The organism is Mediterraneibacter butyricigenes, from assembly GCF_003574295.1.
GTDB classification, from domain to species: Bacteria; Bacillota; Clostridia; order Lachnospirales; family Lachnospiraceae; genus Mediterraneibacter_A; species Mediterraneibacter_A butyricigenes.
On the sequence record NZ_BHGK01000001.1, the window covers coordinates 969,164 to 988,711 of the forward strand.

A 19,548-nucleotide genomic window follows, 5' to 3' on the forward strand; every position below is an offset into this window, starting at 1 on the left:
CCTCATTGTCTTCTGTAACTCTCTTTGTTTTCGTTTCTTCGTTCATACTCTGCATTTCCTTTTTCAAGAAAAATCCGATCGTCCAGTCTCCTTGCCAGATCAGATAATCCCGCTGCCGCGTAAGGAATCAGAAGCAACAGATACGGAAAGACATATCGGCTCTTTGCTTCCCACAACATGGTAAACAAAATCCCTCCGAAAATTCCGATCAGTAGACTGTAACCATCTAACGATTTCCTTTTTCTCCTGTCCCCTTTTGGACATGCACTAAGAAGCAGAGCCAGAACTCCACCATAAAGTGCCAGCTGATACCAGTTCATCCACCGGTCGATCACTGTCCGCAGCCAACCGAAATATACACTCTCCGCAAGTCTCGGCTGTTCCGCCTCCAGACAGTTATTCATAGAAAGCCCCTGATACATAGGGGTGCTCCACTGCGTCACAAATTTTCGAAAATAAAAATCCACGCCATAAGACGGTTCGGTCTTGATCTTATAGGCAAACTCGCGCAGATCCGCCTTTGCCACCGCTTCTGCCTTTTCCCGGTCACAGCCCTGGCCTTCAAACGTCAGGAAATTATAACCGTCAAACCATCCGGCTCCCAGATCCGTCTCATGGGTTCCCATTGCCACATAGAGAATTGCCGGAATCGCCTGCGCATCCTCCGGACGGTGTTTCTGATAGAATCCCTTTAACATTCCCTGAAACAGAAGTAGGCCGGCCAATACACAGCATCCCACCAACAGCATCTGCTTCTTTCTGGTACTGATCCATTTGATCACAGCCACCAGCAGATATCCGATCAACAGAATCACCGTATTTTGCCGAAGCATCACCGCCGCTCCCGCTGACAACGCCAGACCGATTCCATTGCCGATTGTCAGATGATCCTGACATTCCAGAAACATCCATGCCGATAACATGGCAAACGCCGTAGACGAAATCTCCCCATACACAAAGGGCACGTACAGGTAAAGCGGCACACAGCTCACGATCAGGAGCAAGTAGAAAATTTCCTCTGTCACAAATCTTGTCGGAGACATTTTGCTTCTTTTTGGCAGTTTCAGCTCCGCAAGTTTTCGCACAAACCGATCTCCCGAATAGACCAGCACCGGAACCAGACAGGCCGAAACATACTGAAACGCATGATAATTATTTTCTCCAAACAGCTTGAAAATCACCCGAATCCAGGTAATCAGGCCTAGCTGGTGAGGACATTTTGCCACATAACCGCCCCACGCCAGACCACTGTAATCCCCCTGATTAAACGCATGCGCGAACTCACAGACCACCTTCTGATCCGCCTGCGGCATAGTCTTACTCATCCACACCCATAATATAGAAGCAACCGTCATTCCTGCCAGAATCACCGACAGAATATATCTTCGATTCCAACTCTTTCCATATCGCTGAAAACACCGGATGATTCCCACGTCCAGTGCCAAAAAGATTCCGATTCCCAGCAGATTTCCCCAAATGGAATCCCTCACAATATAGACCGTCTCTTCCATAATGTCCAGACTGTTTTCCCCGGACAACACAAAACTAAGTCCAAACAGCACCGCAAATGTCAGAATACTCAGTACCAGAAAAACACTGGCAGAAAATTCCTCCAGTTTTTCCAGCTTCTTCCACCAATACCGCCGCGGTTCCTCTTTCCTTTGTTCCATCACTTTCCCTCATCCATATTATAACGTCTTCTTCTGCTTCATCACACCATAAGCAAACAGTCCCACAAAAATGACACAGAGAATTGCCATCAAAAGTGTATACAGAACTGCCGCTCCCATCATTCCGTACATTCCTACGATCCGGTTGGAGCACACCAATGCCAATAACGCCACTACCGCATATCCCCACATCAGGCTCTTCTGGTAACGAATAATCGTGATCACCGCATTTAACAGACCGGACAGTCCCAGAAAACCGCCGCCCAGAAGCAGCAACAACAATTCCGCCTTATACGGTGCCAGATCCGTATTGTAAAGCCAGGACAACACCGGAACTCCCAGCAAAAACGCTCCAATGATACATACCAGCGTAATTCCAGCCACGATTAGGGACTGAAGCAGGATTTTTCTGACAAACTGCCCTACTCTCCCATCATTCCACATCATCGAAAGCTTATATAACATCGGATTGAAAATAAAATTGTTCAACAGACCAATCACAAACACCGGCATCGCGATAAAACCGTAGCACGCCTGCAATTCATCGGTCAGCATGGCATCGATCGCATATTTCGGTGCATTTCCTATATAAAAAGAAAGAAACGCTCCGGCAAATAACGGGAAGCACACTTTCAAAAGCGCAAAAACCTGCTTCCAGTCCACCTTTTCCTTCACCACATCGAATGCTCCAATGGTCCATTTTGTAAACAACACAAATAAGCCCGTCGTCAGAACCGTTGCAATCATCAGCGAAACCAGTTGATTTCTGAAAACAATCAGCCCCATTCCATAAACCACGATCGTAATTCCGATCCGAAGCGTCATGCATTTGGAGCCCACATCCAGACGATTCTGGTTCTGATAAAATCCATGATACACATCTTCCACCGCATCCACGACTTTAAACAGGCACATCCAAACGATCACCTGCGTCTTTTCCGCAGAATATCCGTTACTCATTGCTGCATAAGCCGTATACAATACCGCCGTCACCATCATCGCCAGAGATGACACCACACGGGACATCCGATAGTTCACAAAAGAAAACTGTCCCTTCATATCCGAAATCTGAAAGTAGCGCATCCCGTACTTTCCAACCGTCAGGAACAGGTTGGCATTTGCATAAGCAATCGTAAAAATCCCCGCATCTTTCAGGCCCAAGGTGCGGGTTAAAATCATCAGCATGATGACCGACTGAAACGCCATCAACATACTGCCTGCCATATTCCAGATAAAACTGTCTCTCTCGATCTTCTGATCCTTCAATAAAAATGCTTTTATCTTCAATCGTACATCCTCGTTTTCTAAATTTCCGCATACTCCAATTAATCATATCACTGTTATAGCTAAAACTCAACAGACCAGAGCACTTTTCGACAACGCCTCCCTCTTTTTTCTCTACTTTCACTATAAGAGTTAACCTTATTCCTTTTTTTATATCAACTCCACACACCGCTTCTTATCCTCCCACTGCGGATGCACATACAAATTCAACGTCAGATTCACCGACGCATGCCCCAGCAACTCACTGACCACCTTATAATCCGCTCCCTCTTCTACACAGCGTGTTGCAAACGTATGCCGCAGCCCGTGAAAATGAATATGTTCCGCTTCCTTCTTCTCCAGGAATCTGGCATAATGCTTTCGATACAGCCGCGGTTCCATATACCGCCTGCTGCCCGTCACCAGAAAATGTTCCGGTGCTTCCCCGCAAAACGGCTGCATCAGATCATACAATGCATCCGCAATCGGAATCTCCCGAATGGATTTTCTGGATTTTGGCGTTGTCAGCAAAATCTTCGTTCTCCCCTTTTCCCTGCTCCTCTTCCTGCTTCCCTGTTTATTCTTCCTTTCATTGCCTTCAGACTCTGTGCGTTTATCTCTATCCTCTCCATCCTTGATATTCCCCCGGTTCTCCGGATTCTTCAGATAAATTCTCTGGATGGTCTTTGAAATGCAGATAGATCGTTGCTCAAAATCCACATCTCCCCATTTCAACGCACACAACTCCCCGATCCGAATTCCTGTATAGAGCGTTACCGCATAGCCCAACGTCTCATAGTTCAATTCCTGCCGGATCCATTCCAGCAGCTTCTGTTGCTGTCCCTTTGATAAAACCGCCCGCTTCTGTCTGTTTTCCTCCAACTGTCTGACCGGTAATTCCACCTGCCATTCCGGCATCGTCCGGCCATATTTTCTTCCATAATCCCTCAGACACATTTTCAGGATCATCAGAATGTCCCGCACCGTCTTTTGTGAAAGCCCACCCGCTCCATTGATCCGTCCCCATTTCAGCCAATGCATGACCGTATGTTGCAATATCACCGAGTCCAACGCTTCCACTTCTATCATTCCCAAATTTGGAAAGACCTGCCGCTCCATCAAAAACAGATAATTGGCGTAGGTCGATTCTTTCACATAATCTCTCTTGTATTTCAGCCATTCCCTTCCCCACTGCTCCAATGTCATTTTCTTCATAGTTTTTTGCTCCTTTGTCGAATTTTGTTGATAAATGAATTTTAGCACGACCCTTTAGTTGTCCACTTGAGGAACGGATTCCTTTTTTAGATTTAATCGAGGGGATCAGGGAGATTGAGAAAGGAAAACTGACATGAAAGTTGTAATTCTGGCGGGCGGTTTTGGAACACGTATCAGTGAAGAAAGCCATTTACGCCCAAAGCCGATGATCGAGATTGGGGAAAAGCCGATTCTCTGGCACATTATGAAACAGTACAGTGCTTACGGGCACCATGAGTTTATTATCTGCTGCGGTTATAAGCAGCACATGATCAAAGAATATTTTGCAGATTACTATCTCTACAACGGAGATGTAACCTTTGATTTCGGTCATGAAAATAAAATGATCGTACATAACAATGTATCAGAGCCATGGAAAGTAACTCTGGTAGATACCGGCTTAAACACCATGACCGGTGGACGAATCAAACGGATTCAGAAATATGTGGGAAATGAACCGTTTCTGATGACTTATGGAGATGGAGTTTCAGACATTGATATCAATGAACTGATTCATTTCCACGAATCTAAAAATCAGTATGCGACCCTGACAGCCGTTCATGTGGGACAGCGTTTCGGTGTACTGGATATTGACAGAGACAGCCGGGATATTAAAGGATTCCGGGAGAAATCTTCTGCAGACGGAAGCCGGATCAACGCAGGATTTATGGTACTGGAGCCGGAAGTCTTCGACTATATCGAGGGCGACAGCACCGTCTTCGAGAAAGATCCATTAGAGCATCTGGTTGCCGACGGACAGTTAAACGCCTATAAACACAACGGATTCTGGCAGTGTATGGACACCCAGCGTGAAAAAGAACAGTTAGAAAAAATGTGGGCATCCGGCAATGCACCGTGGAAGGTATGGGAGTAGAGGAACATGACAGATCTGAAGTTTTTCCAGAATAAAAACGTATTGATTACAGGGCATACCGGGTTCAAGGGAACCTGGCTTGCTCGGATTTTATTAAATGCAGGGGCAAATGTGACTGGATATGCGTTAGAACCGCCAACATCCCCAAGTCTGTTTGGACTGATGCATCTGGATCAGGAAATGCATTCTGTGATTGGGGATATCCGTGACCTGAGTCATCTGAAGCAGGTGTTTGAGGAAGTTCAGCCGGAAATCGTCCTCCATCTGGCCGCGCAGCCGATCGTTCGGGATTCCTATAAAGATCCCGTCTACACCTATGAGACAAATGTAATGGGAACGGTCAACATCTGTGAATGTGTCCGATTAAATCCCTGCGTCAAATCCTTTTTAAATGTGACAACGGATAAAGTCTACCATAACCGGGAATGGGAATGGGGCTATCGTGAGACGGATCCGCTGGATGGATACGATCCGTATTCCAACAGTAAATCCTGTTCCGAACTGGTAACCCACAGTTATATCCATTCCTTTTTTGATGAAATGGAAGTAGCGGTATCTACGGCAAGAGCCGGTAATGTCATTGGTGGCGGCGACTTTGCCAATGACCGGATCGTGCCGGACTGCATTCGTGCAGCGGCGAAAAAAGAGCCGATCATCGTAAGGAATCCGCATTCGACCAGACCTTATCAGCATGTTCTGGAACCACTGGCAGCTTACCTGATGATTGCACAGAAACAATATGAAGATCCAAAGTATGCCGGATTCTACAATGTGGGACCGGATGACTGTGACTGCGTAACTACCGGAGAACTGGTAGATTTGTTCTGTAATGCCTGGGGGGAAGGGCAGACCTGGGAAAATAAATTTGTAGGCGGCCCCCATGAAGCCAACTTCCTGAAATTGGATTGTTCCAAGTTAAAGACTGTCTTTGGCTGGAGTCCGGTATGGCATGTGGACACGGCGATCGAGAAGACGGTGGAATGGGCAAAAGTATTTGTGAACGAGGGAAATGTAACCGAATGTGTGGATCGACAGATTCGGGAATTTTTCGGAGGTGCATATGCAGACAGCAACAAGTGAATCTCATATTAAACTATTAGACTGCACATTACGGGATGGCGGCTATGTCAATGACTGGAAATTCGGACATAACAATGCCATCAGTATGTTGGAACGTCTGGTCAGTGCCAATATCGATATCATTGAAATCGGCTTTCTGGATCAAAGGCGTCCATATGATATCGAACGCAGCATTATGCCATCTACAGATTGTGTAGAAAAAATCTATGGAAACGTAGATAAAAGAAATGCCATGATCGTCGGAATGATCGATTATGGTACTTGTGGAATCGAAAATTTACAGCCTTGTAAAGACAGCTATTTGGACGGAATTCGCGTGATTTTCAAAAAGCATATCATGCATGAAGCAATTGCATTTTGTAAGCAGGTAAAAGATCTGGGATATAAAGTTTTTACACAGGCAGTTTCGATTACCAGTTATTCCGATGAAGAATTGTTAGAGTTGATGAGTCTTGTCAATGAACTGGAACCTTATGCTGTATCCATGGTGGATACCTATGGATTACTTCATAAAGGGAATCTGATGCATTATTTCTCTTTGATGGATCAACACCTGAAACCGGAAATCGGCCTGGGATATCATTCCCACAACAATTTCCAACTGGCCTACGCCAATTGCATCGAAGTATTAAAATACAAGACCGATCGAACCATTGTAGTCGATGGAACTCTTTACGGAATGGGAAAAAGTGCCGGAAATGCTCCGATCGAACTTTTGGGAATGCATTTAAACGAAGAATACGGAAAAGAATATGATGTCAATCAAATGCTGGAGGCGATTGATGGAAATATCATGAAAATCTATAAAGAAACTCCATGGGGTTATAACATGTTTTTCTATGTGGCTGCCTCCAATCACTGTCATCCAAACTATGTAAAGTTTTTGATGGATAAACATACCCTTTCGATTAAATCCGTGAATGAAATTCTGGAATGGATCGAGCCTGAGAAAAAGCTTCTTTATGATCAATCACATATCGAAGAACTTTATCTGAAATATCAGGCAAAGGAATGTGATGATACACTCGACCGGGCAGCGCTGAAAACAGTAATTGCCGGGAAAAAGGTTCTGCTTCTCGGACCTGGAACCACGATGAAATCACATGCAAAAGAAATTCAGGATTACTATCAAAAGCAACAGCCGGTCGTGATTGCAATTAATCATCTTCCTGAAGTTTGTCCGGTTGATTATGTGTTCTTGAGTAATCCAAGAAGATATATTCGTCTGATTAATGCATTGAAGTCTCAGAACCATCATGGGGTAAAAGTGATTGCGACTTCCAATGTCACAAACGCCGAAGATGCATTTGATTATACGGTAAATAATGAAAAACTTCTGGACAAAGACGCCGTTGTGATTGATTACTCCTTTGTGATGCTGTTGCGTTTATTAAAAGATCTGGAACCGGAACAGGTCGTCTGTGCCGGAGCAGACGGCTATGCAACTACCGGAGCAAATTACGCGGATGAAGAAATGGAATACTGGTTCACCAGCAGAAAAGCGGATGTTTTGAATCAGTATGTACGGGATGCATTGCAACAGATGGCGTCAGAACTGGATGTTTCATTCCTGACCCCGTCTTACTACGTAGAAAAAAATTAAGAAGAAGGATAAATCGGAATAATGAAACATGTAATTATTACCGGTGCCACCGGGATGGTTGGCGCCACGATGATCGAACAGATGCTTGCAGATGGAATCAGAGTTACAGGAATTGTAAGACCTGCTTCCGCAAAAATGAAGAATCTGACTTCACATCAGAATCTGGAAATCATAGAATGTGATATTGATAATCTGTTGAGCCTGAAAGAAATATTGTCTCATGATTATGATACCTTTTTCCATTTTGCATGGAACGGAACTTATGGGGCAAGCCGTGAGGACATACGGCTTCAGACACAAAATGTCATAGATACACTGGATGCGATTGAACTGGCACATGCAATCGGATGTAAAGCGTTTGTTGGTGCCGGCTCCCAGGCAGAGTTCGGACCGGTAGAAGGGACCATATCTGATGCTGTTCCTAAGAATCCGGTACCGGCTATGGCATTGCAAAACTGGATGCCTGTCGCATGGGAAAAATCCTGTGTGAACAGTACGGTATTCGCCATAGTTGGGGAAGAATCGTAAGTACCTACGGTCCACGCGATAACTCTTACACGATGGTGATGTCCAGTATTATTAATATGCTGGATGGAAAACGGATGCAGTTTACAAAAGGGGAACAGACCTGGGACTATTTATATGGCGGAGACTGTTCCAGAGCCTTTTATCTGATTGGAAAATACGGAAAACATGGTAAAGCTTATACCATCGGTTCCGGACAAACCCGACAGTTGAAAGACTATATTACCACGATTCGGGATACCGTAGCGCCCTCTCTGGAAATCGGACTGGGTGAACGGGAATATTATCCGAATCAGGTCATGCATTTATGTGCAGATATTACAGAACTAAAGGAAGATACCGGATTTGAACCGGAAGTTTCTTTTGAAGAAGGAATCCGGCGGACGGTACAATGGTATCAAGGACAAAACAATGGATAAAAAACTAATTTCAGTCATGACTCCCTGTTATAACGAGGAAGCCAATATTATGAATCTTTATCATGCGGTAAAAGCTCAGTTTGAAGCTATGCCGCAGTATCAATATGAACATATTTTTATCGACAACTATTCCAGTGACAATTCCCGGAATATTTTGCGGGAACTGGCAAAAGAAGATAAAAATATAAAAGTTATTTTAAATGCACGAAATTTCGGACCAAATCGTTCCGGAAGCTATGGGATGCTTCAGGCGAAAGGGGATGCATTGATCTGTATCGTGTGCGATCTTCAGGATCCACCGGAAATGATTCCGAAATTCTTAGCAAAATGGGAAGAAGGCTATAAAGTTGTTCTTGGACAAAAGCTAAAGAGTAAAGAAAATTTCCTGATGTTTCAGGTACGAAAGCTTTATTACACGCTGATTAACTGGCTTTCTGAAACGCCACAATATGAAGGAGTCACCGGTTATGGATTGTTTGATAAAGAATTTTTAGATACCATGCGCTGGATGGATGACCCGGATCCATATGTGCGTGGCTTAGTACCCGATTTGGGGTATAAAACCTATCTGATGGAATACACCCAGAACAAACGGGAATTCGGAAAATCCAGCTATAACTTTAACCGGTATTTCGATTTTGCAATTACGGGTGTGACTCACGTATCTAAAAAACCACTTCGTATCGCAACCATGGCGGGGATGATGATGTCCGGGATCAGTTTTCTGCTTGCTATTATTTATTTAGTTTTAAAACTGATCTATTGGGATTCTTTCGCAATGGGAACTGCCCCGATTCTGATCGGAGTCTTTCTGCTTTCATCGGTGCAATTGGCATTTATCGGCGTAATTGGCGAATATATCGGAGCAATTCTTACACGGGTAACAAAACGCCCCATGGTGGTGGAAGAAGAACGTATTAATTTTTAAAAGAAAGAGCTTATCTGGAGGAAAAAATGAAAGTAAAAATCTCAGACTGGATTGCACAATTTTTAGTAGAACAGGGAATTCGATACAACTTTACCGTCCCTGGCGGTGGAGCGATGCATCTGAATGTTTCCTTTGGTCATCAGGAAGGACTGACCAATATTTTCGTACAACACGAACAGAGCGCTGCAATTGCAGCGGAAGGATATTTTCGTGCCAACAATGAATTGCCTATGGTATGTTGTACAACCGGACCGGGCGGAACCAATACATTAACCGGTGTACTGGGCGCCTGGCTTGACAGTATTCCGATGTTGGTGATCAGCGGACAGGTTCGCTATGCAACAACTGCACGAGCCGCAGGAATTCCGGTTCGTGCTATGGGAGATCAGGAATATGATATCACGCCTATGGTTGCACATATGACAAAGTATGCTGAGATGATCATTGATCCGAAAACTGTGAAATATCATCTCCAGAAAGCATTATACCTTGCAACCCATGGTCGTCCGGGTCCGGTATGGCTAGACGTTCCGTTGGATGTACAAGGTGGATATATTGATACCGATGAATTTATAGAATTTGATCCATGCAAACTGAAAGAGGTAGATCCACCTGTTACAACAGAGGAACAAATCGCAATCGTTCTTCAGAAAATTAAAGATGCAAAACGCCCTGTCCTGAATGTAGGAAATGGGATTCACATTGCGAATTGTGTAGATCTAATGCGTAAAGTTGCTGAAAAGTTAAACATTCCGGTAGCTGTTGCATATGATTCCACAGACCTTATGCCAACGGAACATCCGCTTTATGTTGGACAACCCGGTTTAATCGGGGATCGTGCCGGAAACTGGGCAGTTCAAAATGCTGATCTGGTACTCTCTGTCGGATGTCGTTTGAGTTGCCGTCAGGTAGGATACAATGTTCACAGTTGGGCAAGAGAAGCTTTTGTGATCATGGTAGACATTGATAAATATGAACTTCAAAAACCAAGCATTCATGTAGAACTGCCCATTCAGGCGGATGCAAAAGATTTTCTTGAAAAATTAGATGCTGCATTGCCTCAAGCATTGTCTCCACATGAAGAGTGGCTCAATATCTGCCGGGAATGGAAGAAAAATTATCCGGTTGTGACGAAAAAACAACATGAAGCTGAGGGATTGGCAAATGCATACTGTTTCTTGGATACAATCAGCCGTCTTGCACCAGAAGATCAGACGATTGTGCTTGGAAATGGTACTGTAGAGGCATGTCTTCATGCAATCTATATCAAAGAAGCAACTCGCCTGATCTGTAACAGCGGTGCAGCAAGTATGGGCTATGACCTTCCGGCAGCAATTGGTGCCTGTTTTGCTCTTGGAAAGAAACAAGTTCTGTGTCTGTCAGGCGACGGAAGTATTCAGATGAATCTTCAGGAATTACAAACCATTGTATTCCATAAATTACCGATTAAGATTTTTGTCGTCAATAATCAGGGATACCATTCCATGCGTCAGACCGAAGGGAATTTATTCCCGGAATATACCAAAGTCGGAGTTGGGCCTGAAAGTGGAGATTTAAGTTTCCCGGAAATGAAAAAAATCGCAGGCGCTTATGGAATCCCATACTTTACCGCAAGCAGCAACCAGGAACTTCCAGCCGCAATTGAAGCAACACTTGCTACCGAAGGCTATGCGATGTGTGAAATTTATGTAGATATTAATCAGAAATTTGAGCCGAAAAGTGCAACAAAACGTCTTCCGGATGGAACTTTGGTAAGTCCACCGTTGGAAGATCTGGCGCCATTCCTTCCAAGAGAAGAACTGGAAAAAATTATGATTATTCCAATGTGGGAGCAATAAATATGACTTATGATGCGGTTATTTTTGATGTTGATGGTACGTTGTTAGATACGTCAGAAGGTTTAATCTCTGCCGTAAACTATACAATTGATGTATGTGGGTTAACGCCTTTAACAGAATCACAACTTCGTACTTTTATCGGACCTCCGATTCAAAATTCTCTGGCAAAATATTATGATTTGAGTCCAGAGAAAATACAGGAAATTGCGGAAATTTTTCGTGACGCTTATAAAGAAAAATTTTTATTACAAGCAGTTCCCTACGAGGGAATTTATACGGTTCTGGACAAGCTAGTCCAGAACCATATTAAGGTTGGAATTGCGACATATAAACGAGAAGATTATGCCTTACAGATATTAGAACATTTTCATTTTGACAAGTATGCAACCGTTATGCATGGTGCTGATAATTTTAATCAGATGAAAAAGAAAGACATTATCCAATTGTGTGTAAAAGAAATTGGACTAACAGATCCATCTCGGATCATCATGGTTGGAGACAGTGACAATGATGCAATTGGTGCGGCTGATGCCGGCATGAAATTTATAGGAGTAACCTATGGATTTGGATTTGCTTCGAAAGAAGATGTCATGCAATTTGAGAATGTAGGGATAAGTAAGAATACAAAAGATTTTTTTAATATTTTGCGACAGTTAGATATAATTTTTTAGGTGGAATTCATGAAAAAAAGTAGATATAATTTGCACAAAATTTTAATAACCATGATACTCATTTATCTTGGTTTTCTATTTATTGGAAAAAATACTTTTCTTTACAAGTATGAAGAAACACAAAGCTTTAATAAAATCGATATTAAGGCTACTAATATATATTCCGAAAATTTTAATGATCAACATCTTTTAAAAATAAACACTGACAAAATAGAGATTAATGCTATACGAATTGGCTTTTCTAACAGGACCACCCAAAATTCCACAATTTCTATTTATTATAAAGATGTAGATGATAATCTTATTGCAATAACATCTAGGCCTTATTGTTTTTTACAGAAAGAAATAGTTATTCCCATTCAATATAATAAATACTCTAATTTATATATTGATATTCCCAATACCACCAAGATTAATGAAGTAGGGATTGGATTAAAATATTTTTCACCTGTTCAAAAAAGTATTTCGTGGATACTAGAACAGTTTGCGTTGCTTATCCTTTCAGCGATTTTATCATTTCTTTTAACTCGTAGTATAAATAGTAACATTAACTCCAAAACAATAACCCATAAAGAGGAACGTAATAGCAATATTGAACTATTACGTATTATTTGTATGCTTTTATTAGTTGCACATCATTGTGTCGTTCATGGCGGTGCACTTAATATGGCTGAAGGGCGAAATCTACTATTCTCCTATTTATTTTTACCAGTAGGAAAAATATGTTTTATTATCTACATTGCTATATCAATGTGGTTTTTTGTTGATCAGCAATTTAGTGCCGTACGTTTTATAAAAGTTTGGTTTGAAGTATTTTTTTATTCCTTCTTCTTTACAATAATCGCATTTATGTTAGGCGCGAATATTTCTATTCTGGATATTTTTAGTAGCTTACTTCCAATTATAGGTAATTCACATGGATTTGCTTCAAGTTATCTGTTATTTTATCTGCTGTTGCCCTTTATTAAAAAAGGAACAGACCATTTAACCAAAAACCAAAGCAGATATTTATTATTTCTTATTTTTGTTGCTCAAATTTTATCTCAAATAATGGGACAAATAACTAACTATTATCAATATGTTTTCAGCGAACTTACTCTGTTTATTTTCTGTTACGTTTTAATGTTAAATTTAAAAAAATGGCCGCTTGCATTTTTAAAAGACAAACGTATTACTTCAGGAACAGCTTTTATAATTTGGTTAATTCTTCTTCAGGCAAACTATAGTGTTTTATGGGGAAGAAATAACAAAATTATTGACTTTTTGTTAGGAAATAGTGGAACCGAATCATCACTGTTAATGATTATTGCTGGATTTTCTGTTTTCTTTTTTGTTAAGGAACTTCCTAAATATGTAAATCCCAAAATCAATAAATTAGCTACCTATTCATTTGCAGTATTATTAATTCATGATCATAATTTCCTTAGAAATATTGTATGGAGTTATTTTGTTGAAACAGATACATGGTATTATAGTTCATATTTTATTTTAATCTTAACAGGTATTGTATTCATTATATATTTTGTATGCTCCATTATTGAATTATTAAGAAAAAATATATTAGAAGTATATATATTGAAACAAAAACCAGTTTTGAAATTTGTAAAAATAATAGATAATTATTTAATATTTGAGGAGCACAAAAAATGAGTTTTAGTCATTTAAAAAATTTAAAACAAAATCAAAAATTTATATTAGGATTAATACTTGTATTCAGTTTTAGTTTTATATATGCTGCTTTTTTATCTAATAAGACTTTTTCCACAGCAGAGGGCTGGTATAGTTATTATGCAAAAGAAATTTTGGATGGAAAAGCAGTATATTCTGATTTTGAATATTTATTTACGCCGGCATATATGTATCTAATAGCTGGTATTATAAAATTATTTGGATACAAACTTATAGTCCTTCGCATTTTAGGTATTTTTATTTATGCTGGATTAGCAAGCCTTATTTATATCATATTGAGTAGGATTTTTTCATATACAGCAGCTACAATATCTGCGATTACAGGAATTTTTTACTTACAATCTGAAGTATATAGTGTATTTTACGATTATGTGCGAGTGATGGATATATTTTCTCATTTAGCGATTCTTTTTATGGTAATAGCAATTCAAAAAATATACCATGGAAAAGGAAAAAATATTGCATTGTATTTATGGGGAATTTTTTCATCATTATTCTTCCTCGTAAAGCAGAATATGGGAGGGCTTTTCTTAGTCTTTTCTATGATGATGCTAGTGTTTACTTGTTTATACTTGGAAAAGTCTCTTAAACAAAGTATCTTTTTGATTTCTAAATATATTTGTGCAATTGCTGTTCCAATTCTTTTATTCATAGTCATATGTTCAGCAACAGGGATTTTGAAAAATATGATTCAGTCAGTTCTTTTTGGTGCAGTAGAAGCAAAAGGTGGGCTTATAGCGATTTTATTTCAATGGATATGTAATGGCTACATTTCGTTTATACAAGTGTTATTATGGGGAATTGTATTTACTTTTTTTGTATATCTTATGAAAAGAGTGTCTATGAAATATCTTCAAGCTTCTAAAGCCAACAAATATGTATTGGCAAGTTTTTCATTAATTCTTTTTGTAGGTTTATTGTTCACATTACAGTCTGAATCTTTAGGAATATATTATGCAAATCAGCGCCGTCTGGACGTAACACTCCCTTTCATCATAACAGTATGTATGATGATATATTTAGGTATTAACTGCATCTGGTGTATTATTAAACATCAAAACAAAAATATACAAAAACTAAAGATACTTTCATTATTAGGAGCTTGCTTTTCATTTAGTTATGGTGCTGGAATGTCTGGTGGTTTGTCTATTGGTGAGTCGGGGTTATGCGTTGCACTGGTAATTGCTATTTTGTTTGATTGTATGAATTTTAGTGGGGACTTTATACCAAAGTTTGCAATATCGTGTTATTGTATTTTTTTAAGTATTAGTTGCATAAGTTATAAACTGGTTGTCCCTTGCCAATGGTGGGGGATAAATGAATCAAGTGTATATGAATCAACATCTACTACTTCTATTCCATTGTTAGAAGGAATAAAACTTTCGAAAAACACAAAAAAAATGTATGAAGACATTGTTAAAGTCGTTCAAAAGAACACTGAACAAGATGATGTTATATACAGTTTCCCACAAATGCCCATATTTTATCTTCTTTGCGATAGAAATGACCCGGGAGTATTCTCTAAAGTAGAATGGTTTGATGTTTCTACAAATGAAAGTTTAGAAAAGGATATTAATATATTAAAAGAGACAAAACCATCTGCAATTATTATTTATAATTTATATGATGATACTTACAAAGGACATGAAAAGTCGTTTAATTCAAATAAAAAATCTGGAACACGTGAAATCAGAGATTCTTTATATGAGTTAGTAAATACTGAAAATTATAAATATGCCGGAACGTATATTTCCGAAGATAATAACATTTCGGTTTACATATTAGATAAGGATGCAGCCAGCGAAGATGGTTTATTTGAGAAGGGATCGGGAACAAAAGAGTCTCCATACCTTATAAGTTCTGAAGATGAACTGGTAAATTTGGCAATGAAAGTAAATCAAGGATATTCTTTTGAAGGCGTTTATTTTAAGCAAACAACATCTTTAGATTTATCTGATATAATTTGGGTTCCTGCTGGTTATAACGAAAATACAACTTTCATGGGAAACTATAATAAAAATGGATATTTCATTAAAAATGTAAATTCAGGACCTAAAAATTCAAATGTACCTTTTGGCAAGAAAATATTTAAATAAAGGATATAAATGCTATGAATAAATCGAAGCTATTGTATCACCTTGCAATCCTTTACCTCGTCCTCCCTTTCCTGATCTTTATCGGAGGATGGACAAAACCTTATATTGCGATTCCGGTAATTCTTCTGGTTCTTTTCTGCACATGGAAAGCCTGTAAAGAAAGTCCGGAAATGTGGTCGCCGGAATGGAATCGGGATAATATCGTGAAAGCTCTTTTTGTTATTGGGGTTCTTGCTGTTTGGGTCTATTATTCCGGAATCGGAAAATTTGTATTTCAGAATATGGATCATACCGCACGAAACAGCATTTTCAATATTCTTGTGGAATATGATTGGCCGGTAAGAAATCATAAAATTCTTTCCATTTTTGAGGGAACTTCTGGGGAAACGGGATTGATCTATTACATTGGATTCTGGCTGCCATCTGCTGTGATTGGGAAAATATTCGGACTTCGCATTGGATATTATATGCAGGCTGTCTGGGCATTACTAGGTTTGGTTCTGATCTATTACCTGATTTGTTGCCGATATAAACAGATTAAGATCTGGCCTGTTTTTATTCTGATCTTCTTTAGTGGATTGGATATCGTCGGTGCCTATCTGATCAATATGGATTATGTAAATGCTGTAAATCCATGGCATTTGGAATGGTGGGGAAATCCTTATCAATTTTCCAGCATGACAACACAGTTATTCTGGGTATTTAATCAGGCACTTCCGGTATGGTTGGCAACAATGATGATTTATATGCAGAAAAATAATCGAAATCGGATATTTCTTCTGGCATGCAGTATGTTGACAAGCACGTTACCCTTTATTGGTTTGTTGCCTATCACCGTATTTTTGTGTTTATTATGTAAGGAAAATTCACTGGGAAATGCTGTACGAACCAGAGGGCAGTATTTTAAGGAACTCATGAAAGAAACATGCACCATTCAAAATGTTCTTGGAGGCGGTCTGATCGGGATATTATCTTTCTGCTATTTAAGCGGAAATCTTTCCGGAGCACACGTGATGGAAGCGAATACATTAGGACCAGATTTTGACAACAGCATTGCAAAATATGTTCTTTTCATCATTTTAGATTTGGGGATTTATGTTATTCTTTTATATAATTATCAAATGGATAATCTATTCTATTATCTGGTAGTTGGCTGTTTGTTGATCATTCCTTGGATCAAAGTAGGATACTCCGGGGATTTTTGCATGAGAGCATCGATTCCGGGATTATTTCTGATTATGATCTGGGTTATGGATGCTGTGCAAAAAGCGTGGAAAGAAAAATCGTATATTCTGTTTCTGGCGCTTATTCTCACATTAGGTATCGGAAGCATTACACCGATTTTTGAAATGAGACGAACATTCACAGAAACATTTCAGAGAATTAATGCCGGCGAAATTGTTTATGCAGATGATGACGATGAAACCGTCTTGTTGAACAGCCCTAATTTTTCCGGGGATGTAGGGCAGAGTTTCTTTTATAAATACCTGGCGAAATAATTCGACACCATAAAATAAGCCATCTGTCTATAATCAAATAATCTCAAAAACCGCGTGTCGGAAAGCTAATACCGAAGCTCCCAGGGCATGCGGTTTTTGCAAGTTGTCAATCATTCAATTGTTTCAGCAAATTTTCCCGTTCCTCGGCAGGGATGTTTAATGCATCCATTGCCTGAATCGGAGTCATGTTCAAATTTTTCATAATGGCTTGAACAGAAGAAAGATAACCTTCTATTTGGCCTTCTGCTCGTCCTATAGCTAATCCTTCCGCACGTCCAGTAGCTAACCCTTCTGCGTGTCCATCTTCTTTTGCTTCTTTTTTCAGATAGTCCATGACTTTATCTACATCACATTCTAATATACTCACACGTATAGCCTCCCTTCGATTCTTACTTAAAAATTCTGCCAGAACTCCATCCTTAATACAATCATCTACTGCCTGGGTTACAGCTTCTTCTAGCGGAAGTTCTCTCTGATATGACCGAATACGCGATACCAGTTCTGTATAATCTCGAAGTGTCTGACAGGTTTTCATTAGTTGTTCATTATATCCTTTGTTGATATTCAGGACAATGGTTCGCAACTCCAGCCATGGTTCAATTCCTGAGTTGGTATTACTTTTTTCAAACAAATCGGAAAGTCGCAATTCTGATCGATCCGGAAGATCTTTGTCGGTTCCATTGTAAAAGACAATAAAGCTTGGAGACGGAAGGCTCAGAGGATGGGATCCGAATACCCTGTCCTGTGATATCATTCCGGCATAAATGGAAGTTACATATTGAAGATTCCGGTAAGGAAGGTTTGGACTGTATGTCGATTGATGTTCATATAGCGATAATGTAGTATCAAGAATCATAGAGACATCATTTCTTACAGAAAGAAACATTGCATTCTCTAATGTATTGATTTCCAAAACTTCCGGATCTTCATAATGAGTTCCATTGATTGCATTATACAATTCCAGCAAATGTTCTGGTGTATTGAACAAAATGCGGAACAAACTGTCTTTGTAAGTTCTCTTAATGATTTGCTTGGTTTTACGTTTACTTGTTCTTTTGTTTTTCCTTGCCATAGGCATATTCTCCTTTCGAGGTGCAGGAGTGAAATGCCGACTGGCTTTTTCGAAATCTCCTGCTGAATGGAATTGGTTTCAAGCATTGAGATTTCTTTTTCCGAAGAATTTCGGTAGAAAATATACAGATGCAGATATTTCTGCAAAGAAAAGTAAGAAAAATAAATGCTTTTGATATATAACTTTTATAACAGGAAAGTGGCGATCTGTCAATTATATTTCATACAAGTTATTTTATATTTCAAATATCAGGAATTCGTGCTAATGTTTAGGTAAGTTATTTCATATGATGAATGTAAAAAAAACAGCACTACCGGATTCCCGATAGTGCTGAGTCCTCTTAAAACTTTAAATCTGGATTAGCATGAGTTCTCGTATATTCGAACCAGGCTCTTTTTGCATTTATTACCATTTCTCTGAAATCTGCTTCTTCATCAATCTCGTCTTCCGGTCTTTGCATTGGGACAACCGTAATATTCCCGTCTTCTATCCAACTGCAAATATATCCGATAAACTGACTGATACAGGGACGGTTACGAATCCCATTCCCGATAATTTTCTTGAGCATGGGAGTCTGCTCCCGCCAGATGATTTCCAGAACGGTTCGAATATTCCGCTCTACTGCAGATCCGGTGGTCTGATAAGTTGTTGCTACCTCAAGATAGATTTTTTTGGTGATCAGCTCCAGATTTTGCGGGTCAACAAGTGAGAGACAGATTGCTTCAACAAGATAACGGTATCCTATGTAATTTGGTGTTGCTCCAAGTTGGATCAACAACCGTCGGATTCGTCCCGCCATCGGCGTCTGATACAAGATCATAGACCCTATTCCTCCCACACATTCTCTTTTTTCATACCGTGTACGAGTTCCAGAACTTCTTTATCGGACAGTGTTAAAAGAAAACGACAAAATGTTTGCAGACTGTATCCGCTGCGACCCATTTCCTGTTCGATATAGCAACGCGGTGTTTCATCCAACACCTCTGCCATAAGTTCCTGTGATAGTTCATTATCATGACGATAATTGTAGATGATTATTTAAAATTTTATATCTAATTTTCGATTAT

Annotated in this window: 17 protein-coding genes; 11 read left to right on the forward strand and 6 right to left on the reverse strand. The window is 39.8% G+C overall.

Annotated features, from left to right (window positions below; genetic code table 11):
- Window positions 1-2 precede the first annotated feature (2 nt).
- From KGMB01110_RS04545 to KGMB01110_RS04555, 3 genes are all read right to left on the reverse strand, one after another.
- Entirely contained in the window at window positions 3-1,670 is a 1,668-nt protein-coding gene (locus KGMB01110_RS04545) for a hypothetical protein (protein ID WP_119297699.1), read from the reverse strand.
- Between the two features lie 18 nt (window positions 1,671-1,688).
- Window positions 1,689-2,957, reverse strand: coding sequence for a lipopolysaccharide biosynthesis protein (locus tag KGMB01110_RS04550; RefSeq protein WP_119297700.1), 1,269 nt, complete (start codon window positions 2,955-2,957; stop codon window positions 1,689-1,691).
- A 147-nt stretch (window positions 2,958-3,104) separates the two neighbouring features.
- Complete coding sequence (locus tag KGMB01110_RS04555; protein ID WP_119297701.1) at window positions 3,105-4,148, reverse strand: site-specific integrase; 1,044 nt, start codon at window positions 4,146-4,148, stop codon at window positions 3,105-3,107.
- Window positions 4,149-4,281: 133 nt separating this feature from the next.
- Between KGMB01110_RS04555 and rfbF the strand changes: the two genes are divergently transcribed.
- Genes rfbF through KGMB01110_RS04610 form a run of 11 tightly spaced genes read left to right on the forward strand, consistent with a single transcriptional unit; the run spans window position 4,282 to window position 17,409 of the window.
- A complete protein-coding gene (gene rfbF, locus KGMB01110_RS04560) occupies window positions 4,282-5,061 on the forward strand; it encodes a glucose-1-phosphate cytidylyltransferase (RefSeq protein WP_119297702.1) in 780 nt (259 codons plus the stop codon).
- 6 nt (window positions 5,062-5,067) lie between these two features.
- Complete coding sequence (rfbG, locus tag KGMB01110_RS04565) at window positions 5,068-6,141, forward strand: CDP-glucose 4,6-dehydratase (protein ID WP_119297703.1); 1,074 nt, start codon at window positions 5,068-5,070, stop codon at window positions 6,139-6,141.
- Window positions 6,122-7,744 (forward strand): aldolase catalytic domain-containing protein, encoded by a 1,623-nt coding sequence (locus tag KGMB01110_RS04570; RefSeq protein WP_119297704.1) that lies wholly within the window; start codon window positions 6,122-6,124, stop codon window positions 7,742-7,744. Before rfbG ends, KGMB01110_RS04570 begins: the two co-directional genes overlap by 20 nt.
- A 21-nt stretch (window positions 7,745-7,765) precedes the next feature.
- A complete protein-coding gene (locus KGMB01110_RS15520; protein ID WP_119297705.1) occupies window positions 7,766-8,272 on the forward strand; it encodes an NAD-dependent epimerase/dehydratase family protein in 507 nt (168 codons plus the stop codon).
- On the forward strand, window positions 8,215-8,688 hold the full coding sequence (locus KGMB01110_RS15525; protein ID WP_119297706.1) for an NAD-dependent epimerase/dehydratase family protein: 474 nt from the start codon (window positions 8,215-8,217) through the stop codon (window positions 8,686-8,688). Before KGMB01110_RS15520 ends, KGMB01110_RS15525 begins: the two co-directional genes overlap by 58 nt.
- Window positions 8,681-9,616: a glycosyltransferase family 2 protein gene (locus tag KGMB01110_RS04585; protein WP_119297707.1), complete on the forward strand. Its 936-nt coding sequence runs from the start codon at window positions 8,681-8,683 to the stop codon at window positions 9,614-9,616. Before KGMB01110_RS15525 ends, KGMB01110_RS04585 begins: the two co-directional genes overlap by 8 nt.
- 26 nt (window positions 9,617-9,642) lie before the next feature.
- The gene (locus KGMB01110_RS04590; RefSeq protein WP_119297708.1) at window positions 9,643-11,454 is read left to right on the forward strand and encodes a thiamine pyrophosphate-binding protein; all 1,812 of its coding nucleotides are present in this window, start codon (window positions 9,643-9,645) and stop codon (window positions 11,452-11,454) included.
- Between the two features lie 2 nt (window positions 11,455-11,456).
- Window positions 11,457-12,125, forward strand: a complete 669-nt coding sequence (locus tag KGMB01110_RS04595) for an HAD family hydrolase (protein WP_119297709.1) — start codon at window positions 11,457-11,459, stop codon at window positions 12,123-12,125.
- A gap of 9 nt (window positions 12,126-12,134) precedes the next feature.
- Window positions 12,135-13,775 (forward strand): acyltransferase family protein, encoded by a 1,641-nt coding sequence (locus KGMB01110_RS04600; protein ID WP_119297710.1) that lies wholly within the window; start codon window positions 12,135-12,137, stop codon window positions 13,773-13,775.
- Entirely contained in the window at window positions 13,772-15,910 is a 2,139-nt protein-coding gene (locus KGMB01110_RS04605; protein ID WP_119297711.1) for an ArnT family glycosyltransferase, read from the forward strand. The genes KGMB01110_RS04600 and KGMB01110_RS04605 overlap by 4 nt, the downstream gene beginning before the upstream one ends.
- A gap of 14 nt (window positions 15,911-15,924) precedes the next feature.
- A complete protein-coding gene (locus KGMB01110_RS04610; RefSeq protein WP_119297712.1) occupies window positions 15,925-17,409 on the forward strand; it encodes a hypothetical protein in 1,485 nt (494 codons plus the stop codon).
- Window positions 17,410-17,515: 106 nt separating this feature from the next.
- Here KGMB01110_RS04610 and KGMB01110_RS04615 read toward each other — a convergent pair whose 3' ends face one another.
- From KGMB01110_RS04615 to KGMB01110_RS14890, 3 genes are all read right to left on the reverse strand, one after another.
- Window positions 17,516-18,481, reverse strand: a complete 966-nt coding sequence (locus KGMB01110_RS04615) for an RpnC/YadD family protein (RefSeq protein ID WP_119297713.1) — start codon at window positions 18,479-18,481, stop codon at window positions 17,516-17,518.
- A gap of 340 nt (window positions 18,482-18,821) precedes the next feature.
- Window positions 18,822-19,301, reverse strand: a complete 480-nt coding sequence (locus tag KGMB01110_RS04620) for a sporulation initiation factor Spo0A C-terminal domain-containing protein (protein ID WP_117602648.1) — start codon at window positions 19,299-19,301, stop codon at window positions 18,822-18,824.
- A 5-nt stretch (window positions 19,302-19,306) separates the two neighbouring features.
- Window positions 19,307-19,471 (reverse strand): hypothetical protein, encoded by a 165-nt coding sequence (locus tag KGMB01110_RS14890; RefSeq protein ID WP_156085434.1) that lies wholly within the window; start codon window positions 19,469-19,471, stop codon window positions 19,307-19,309.
- Window positions 19,472-19,548 lie beyond the last annotated feature (77 nt).

Excerpts from the sequence above, each read along its gene's own strand:
- KGMB01110_RS04545 (WP_119297699.1), bottom strand. The coding sequence starts at position 1,670 with ATGGAACAAAGGAAAGAGGAACCGCGGCGGTATTGGTGGAAGAAGCTG.
- KGMB01110_RS04555 (WP_119297701.1), bottom strand. The coding sequence starts at position 4,148 with ATGAAGAAAATGACATTGGAGCAGTGGGGAAGGGAATGGCTGAAATAC.
- rfbF (WP_119297702.1), top strand. The coding sequence starts at position 4,282 with ATGAAAGTTGTAATTCTGGCGGGCGGTTTTGGAACACGTATCAGTGAA.
- rfbG (WP_119297703.1), top strand. The coding sequence starts at position 5,068 with ATGACAGATCTGAAGTTTTTCCAGAATAAAAACGTATTGATTACAGGG.
- KGMB01110_RS04570 (WP_119297704.1), top strand. The coding sequence starts at position 6,122 with ATGCAGACAGCAACAAGTGAATCTCATATTAAACTATTAGACTGCACA.
- KGMB01110_RS15520 (WP_119297705.1), top strand. The coding sequence starts at position 7,766 with ATGAAACATGTAATTATTACCGGTGCCACCGGGATGGTTGGCGCCACG.
- KGMB01110_RS15525 (WP_119297706.1), top strand. The coding sequence starts at position 8,215 with ATGGGAAAAATCCTGTGTGAACAGTACGGTATTCGCCATAGTTGGGGA.
- KGMB01110_RS04585 (WP_119297707.1), top strand. The coding sequence starts at position 8,681 with ATGGATAAAAAACTAATTTCAGTCATGACTCCCTGTTATAACGAGGAA.
- KGMB01110_RS04590 (WP_119297708.1), top strand. The coding sequence starts at position 9,643 with ATGAAAGTAAAAATCTCAGACTGGATTGCACAATTTTTAGTAGAACAG.
- KGMB01110_RS04595 (WP_119297709.1), top strand. The coding sequence starts at position 11,457 with ATGACTTATGATGCGGTTATTTTTGATGTTGATGGTACGTTGTTAGAT.
- KGMB01110_RS04600 (WP_119297710.1), top strand. The coding sequence starts at position 12,135 with ATGAAAAAAAGTAGATATAATTTGCACAAAATTTTAATAACCATGATA.
- KGMB01110_RS04605 (WP_119297711.1), top strand. The coding sequence starts at position 13,772 with ATGAGTTTTAGTCATTTAAAAAATTTAAAACAAAATCAAAAATTTATA.
- KGMB01110_RS04610 (WP_119297712.1), top strand. The coding sequence starts at position 15,925 with ATGAATAAATCGAAGCTATTGTATCACCTTGCAATCCTTTACCTCGTC.
- KGMB01110_RS04615 (WP_119297713.1), bottom strand. The coding sequence starts at position 18,481 with ATGGCAAGGAAAAACAAAAGAACAAGTAAACGTAAAACCAAGCAAATC.
- KGMB01110_RS04620 (WP_117602648.1), bottom strand. The coding sequence starts at position 19,301 with ATGATCTTGTATCAGACGCCGATGGCGGGACGAATCCGACGGTTGTTG.
- KGMB01110_RS14890 (WP_156085434.1), bottom strand. The coding sequence starts at position 19,471 with ATGGCAGAGGTGTTGGATGAAACACCGCGTTGCTATATCGAACAGGAA.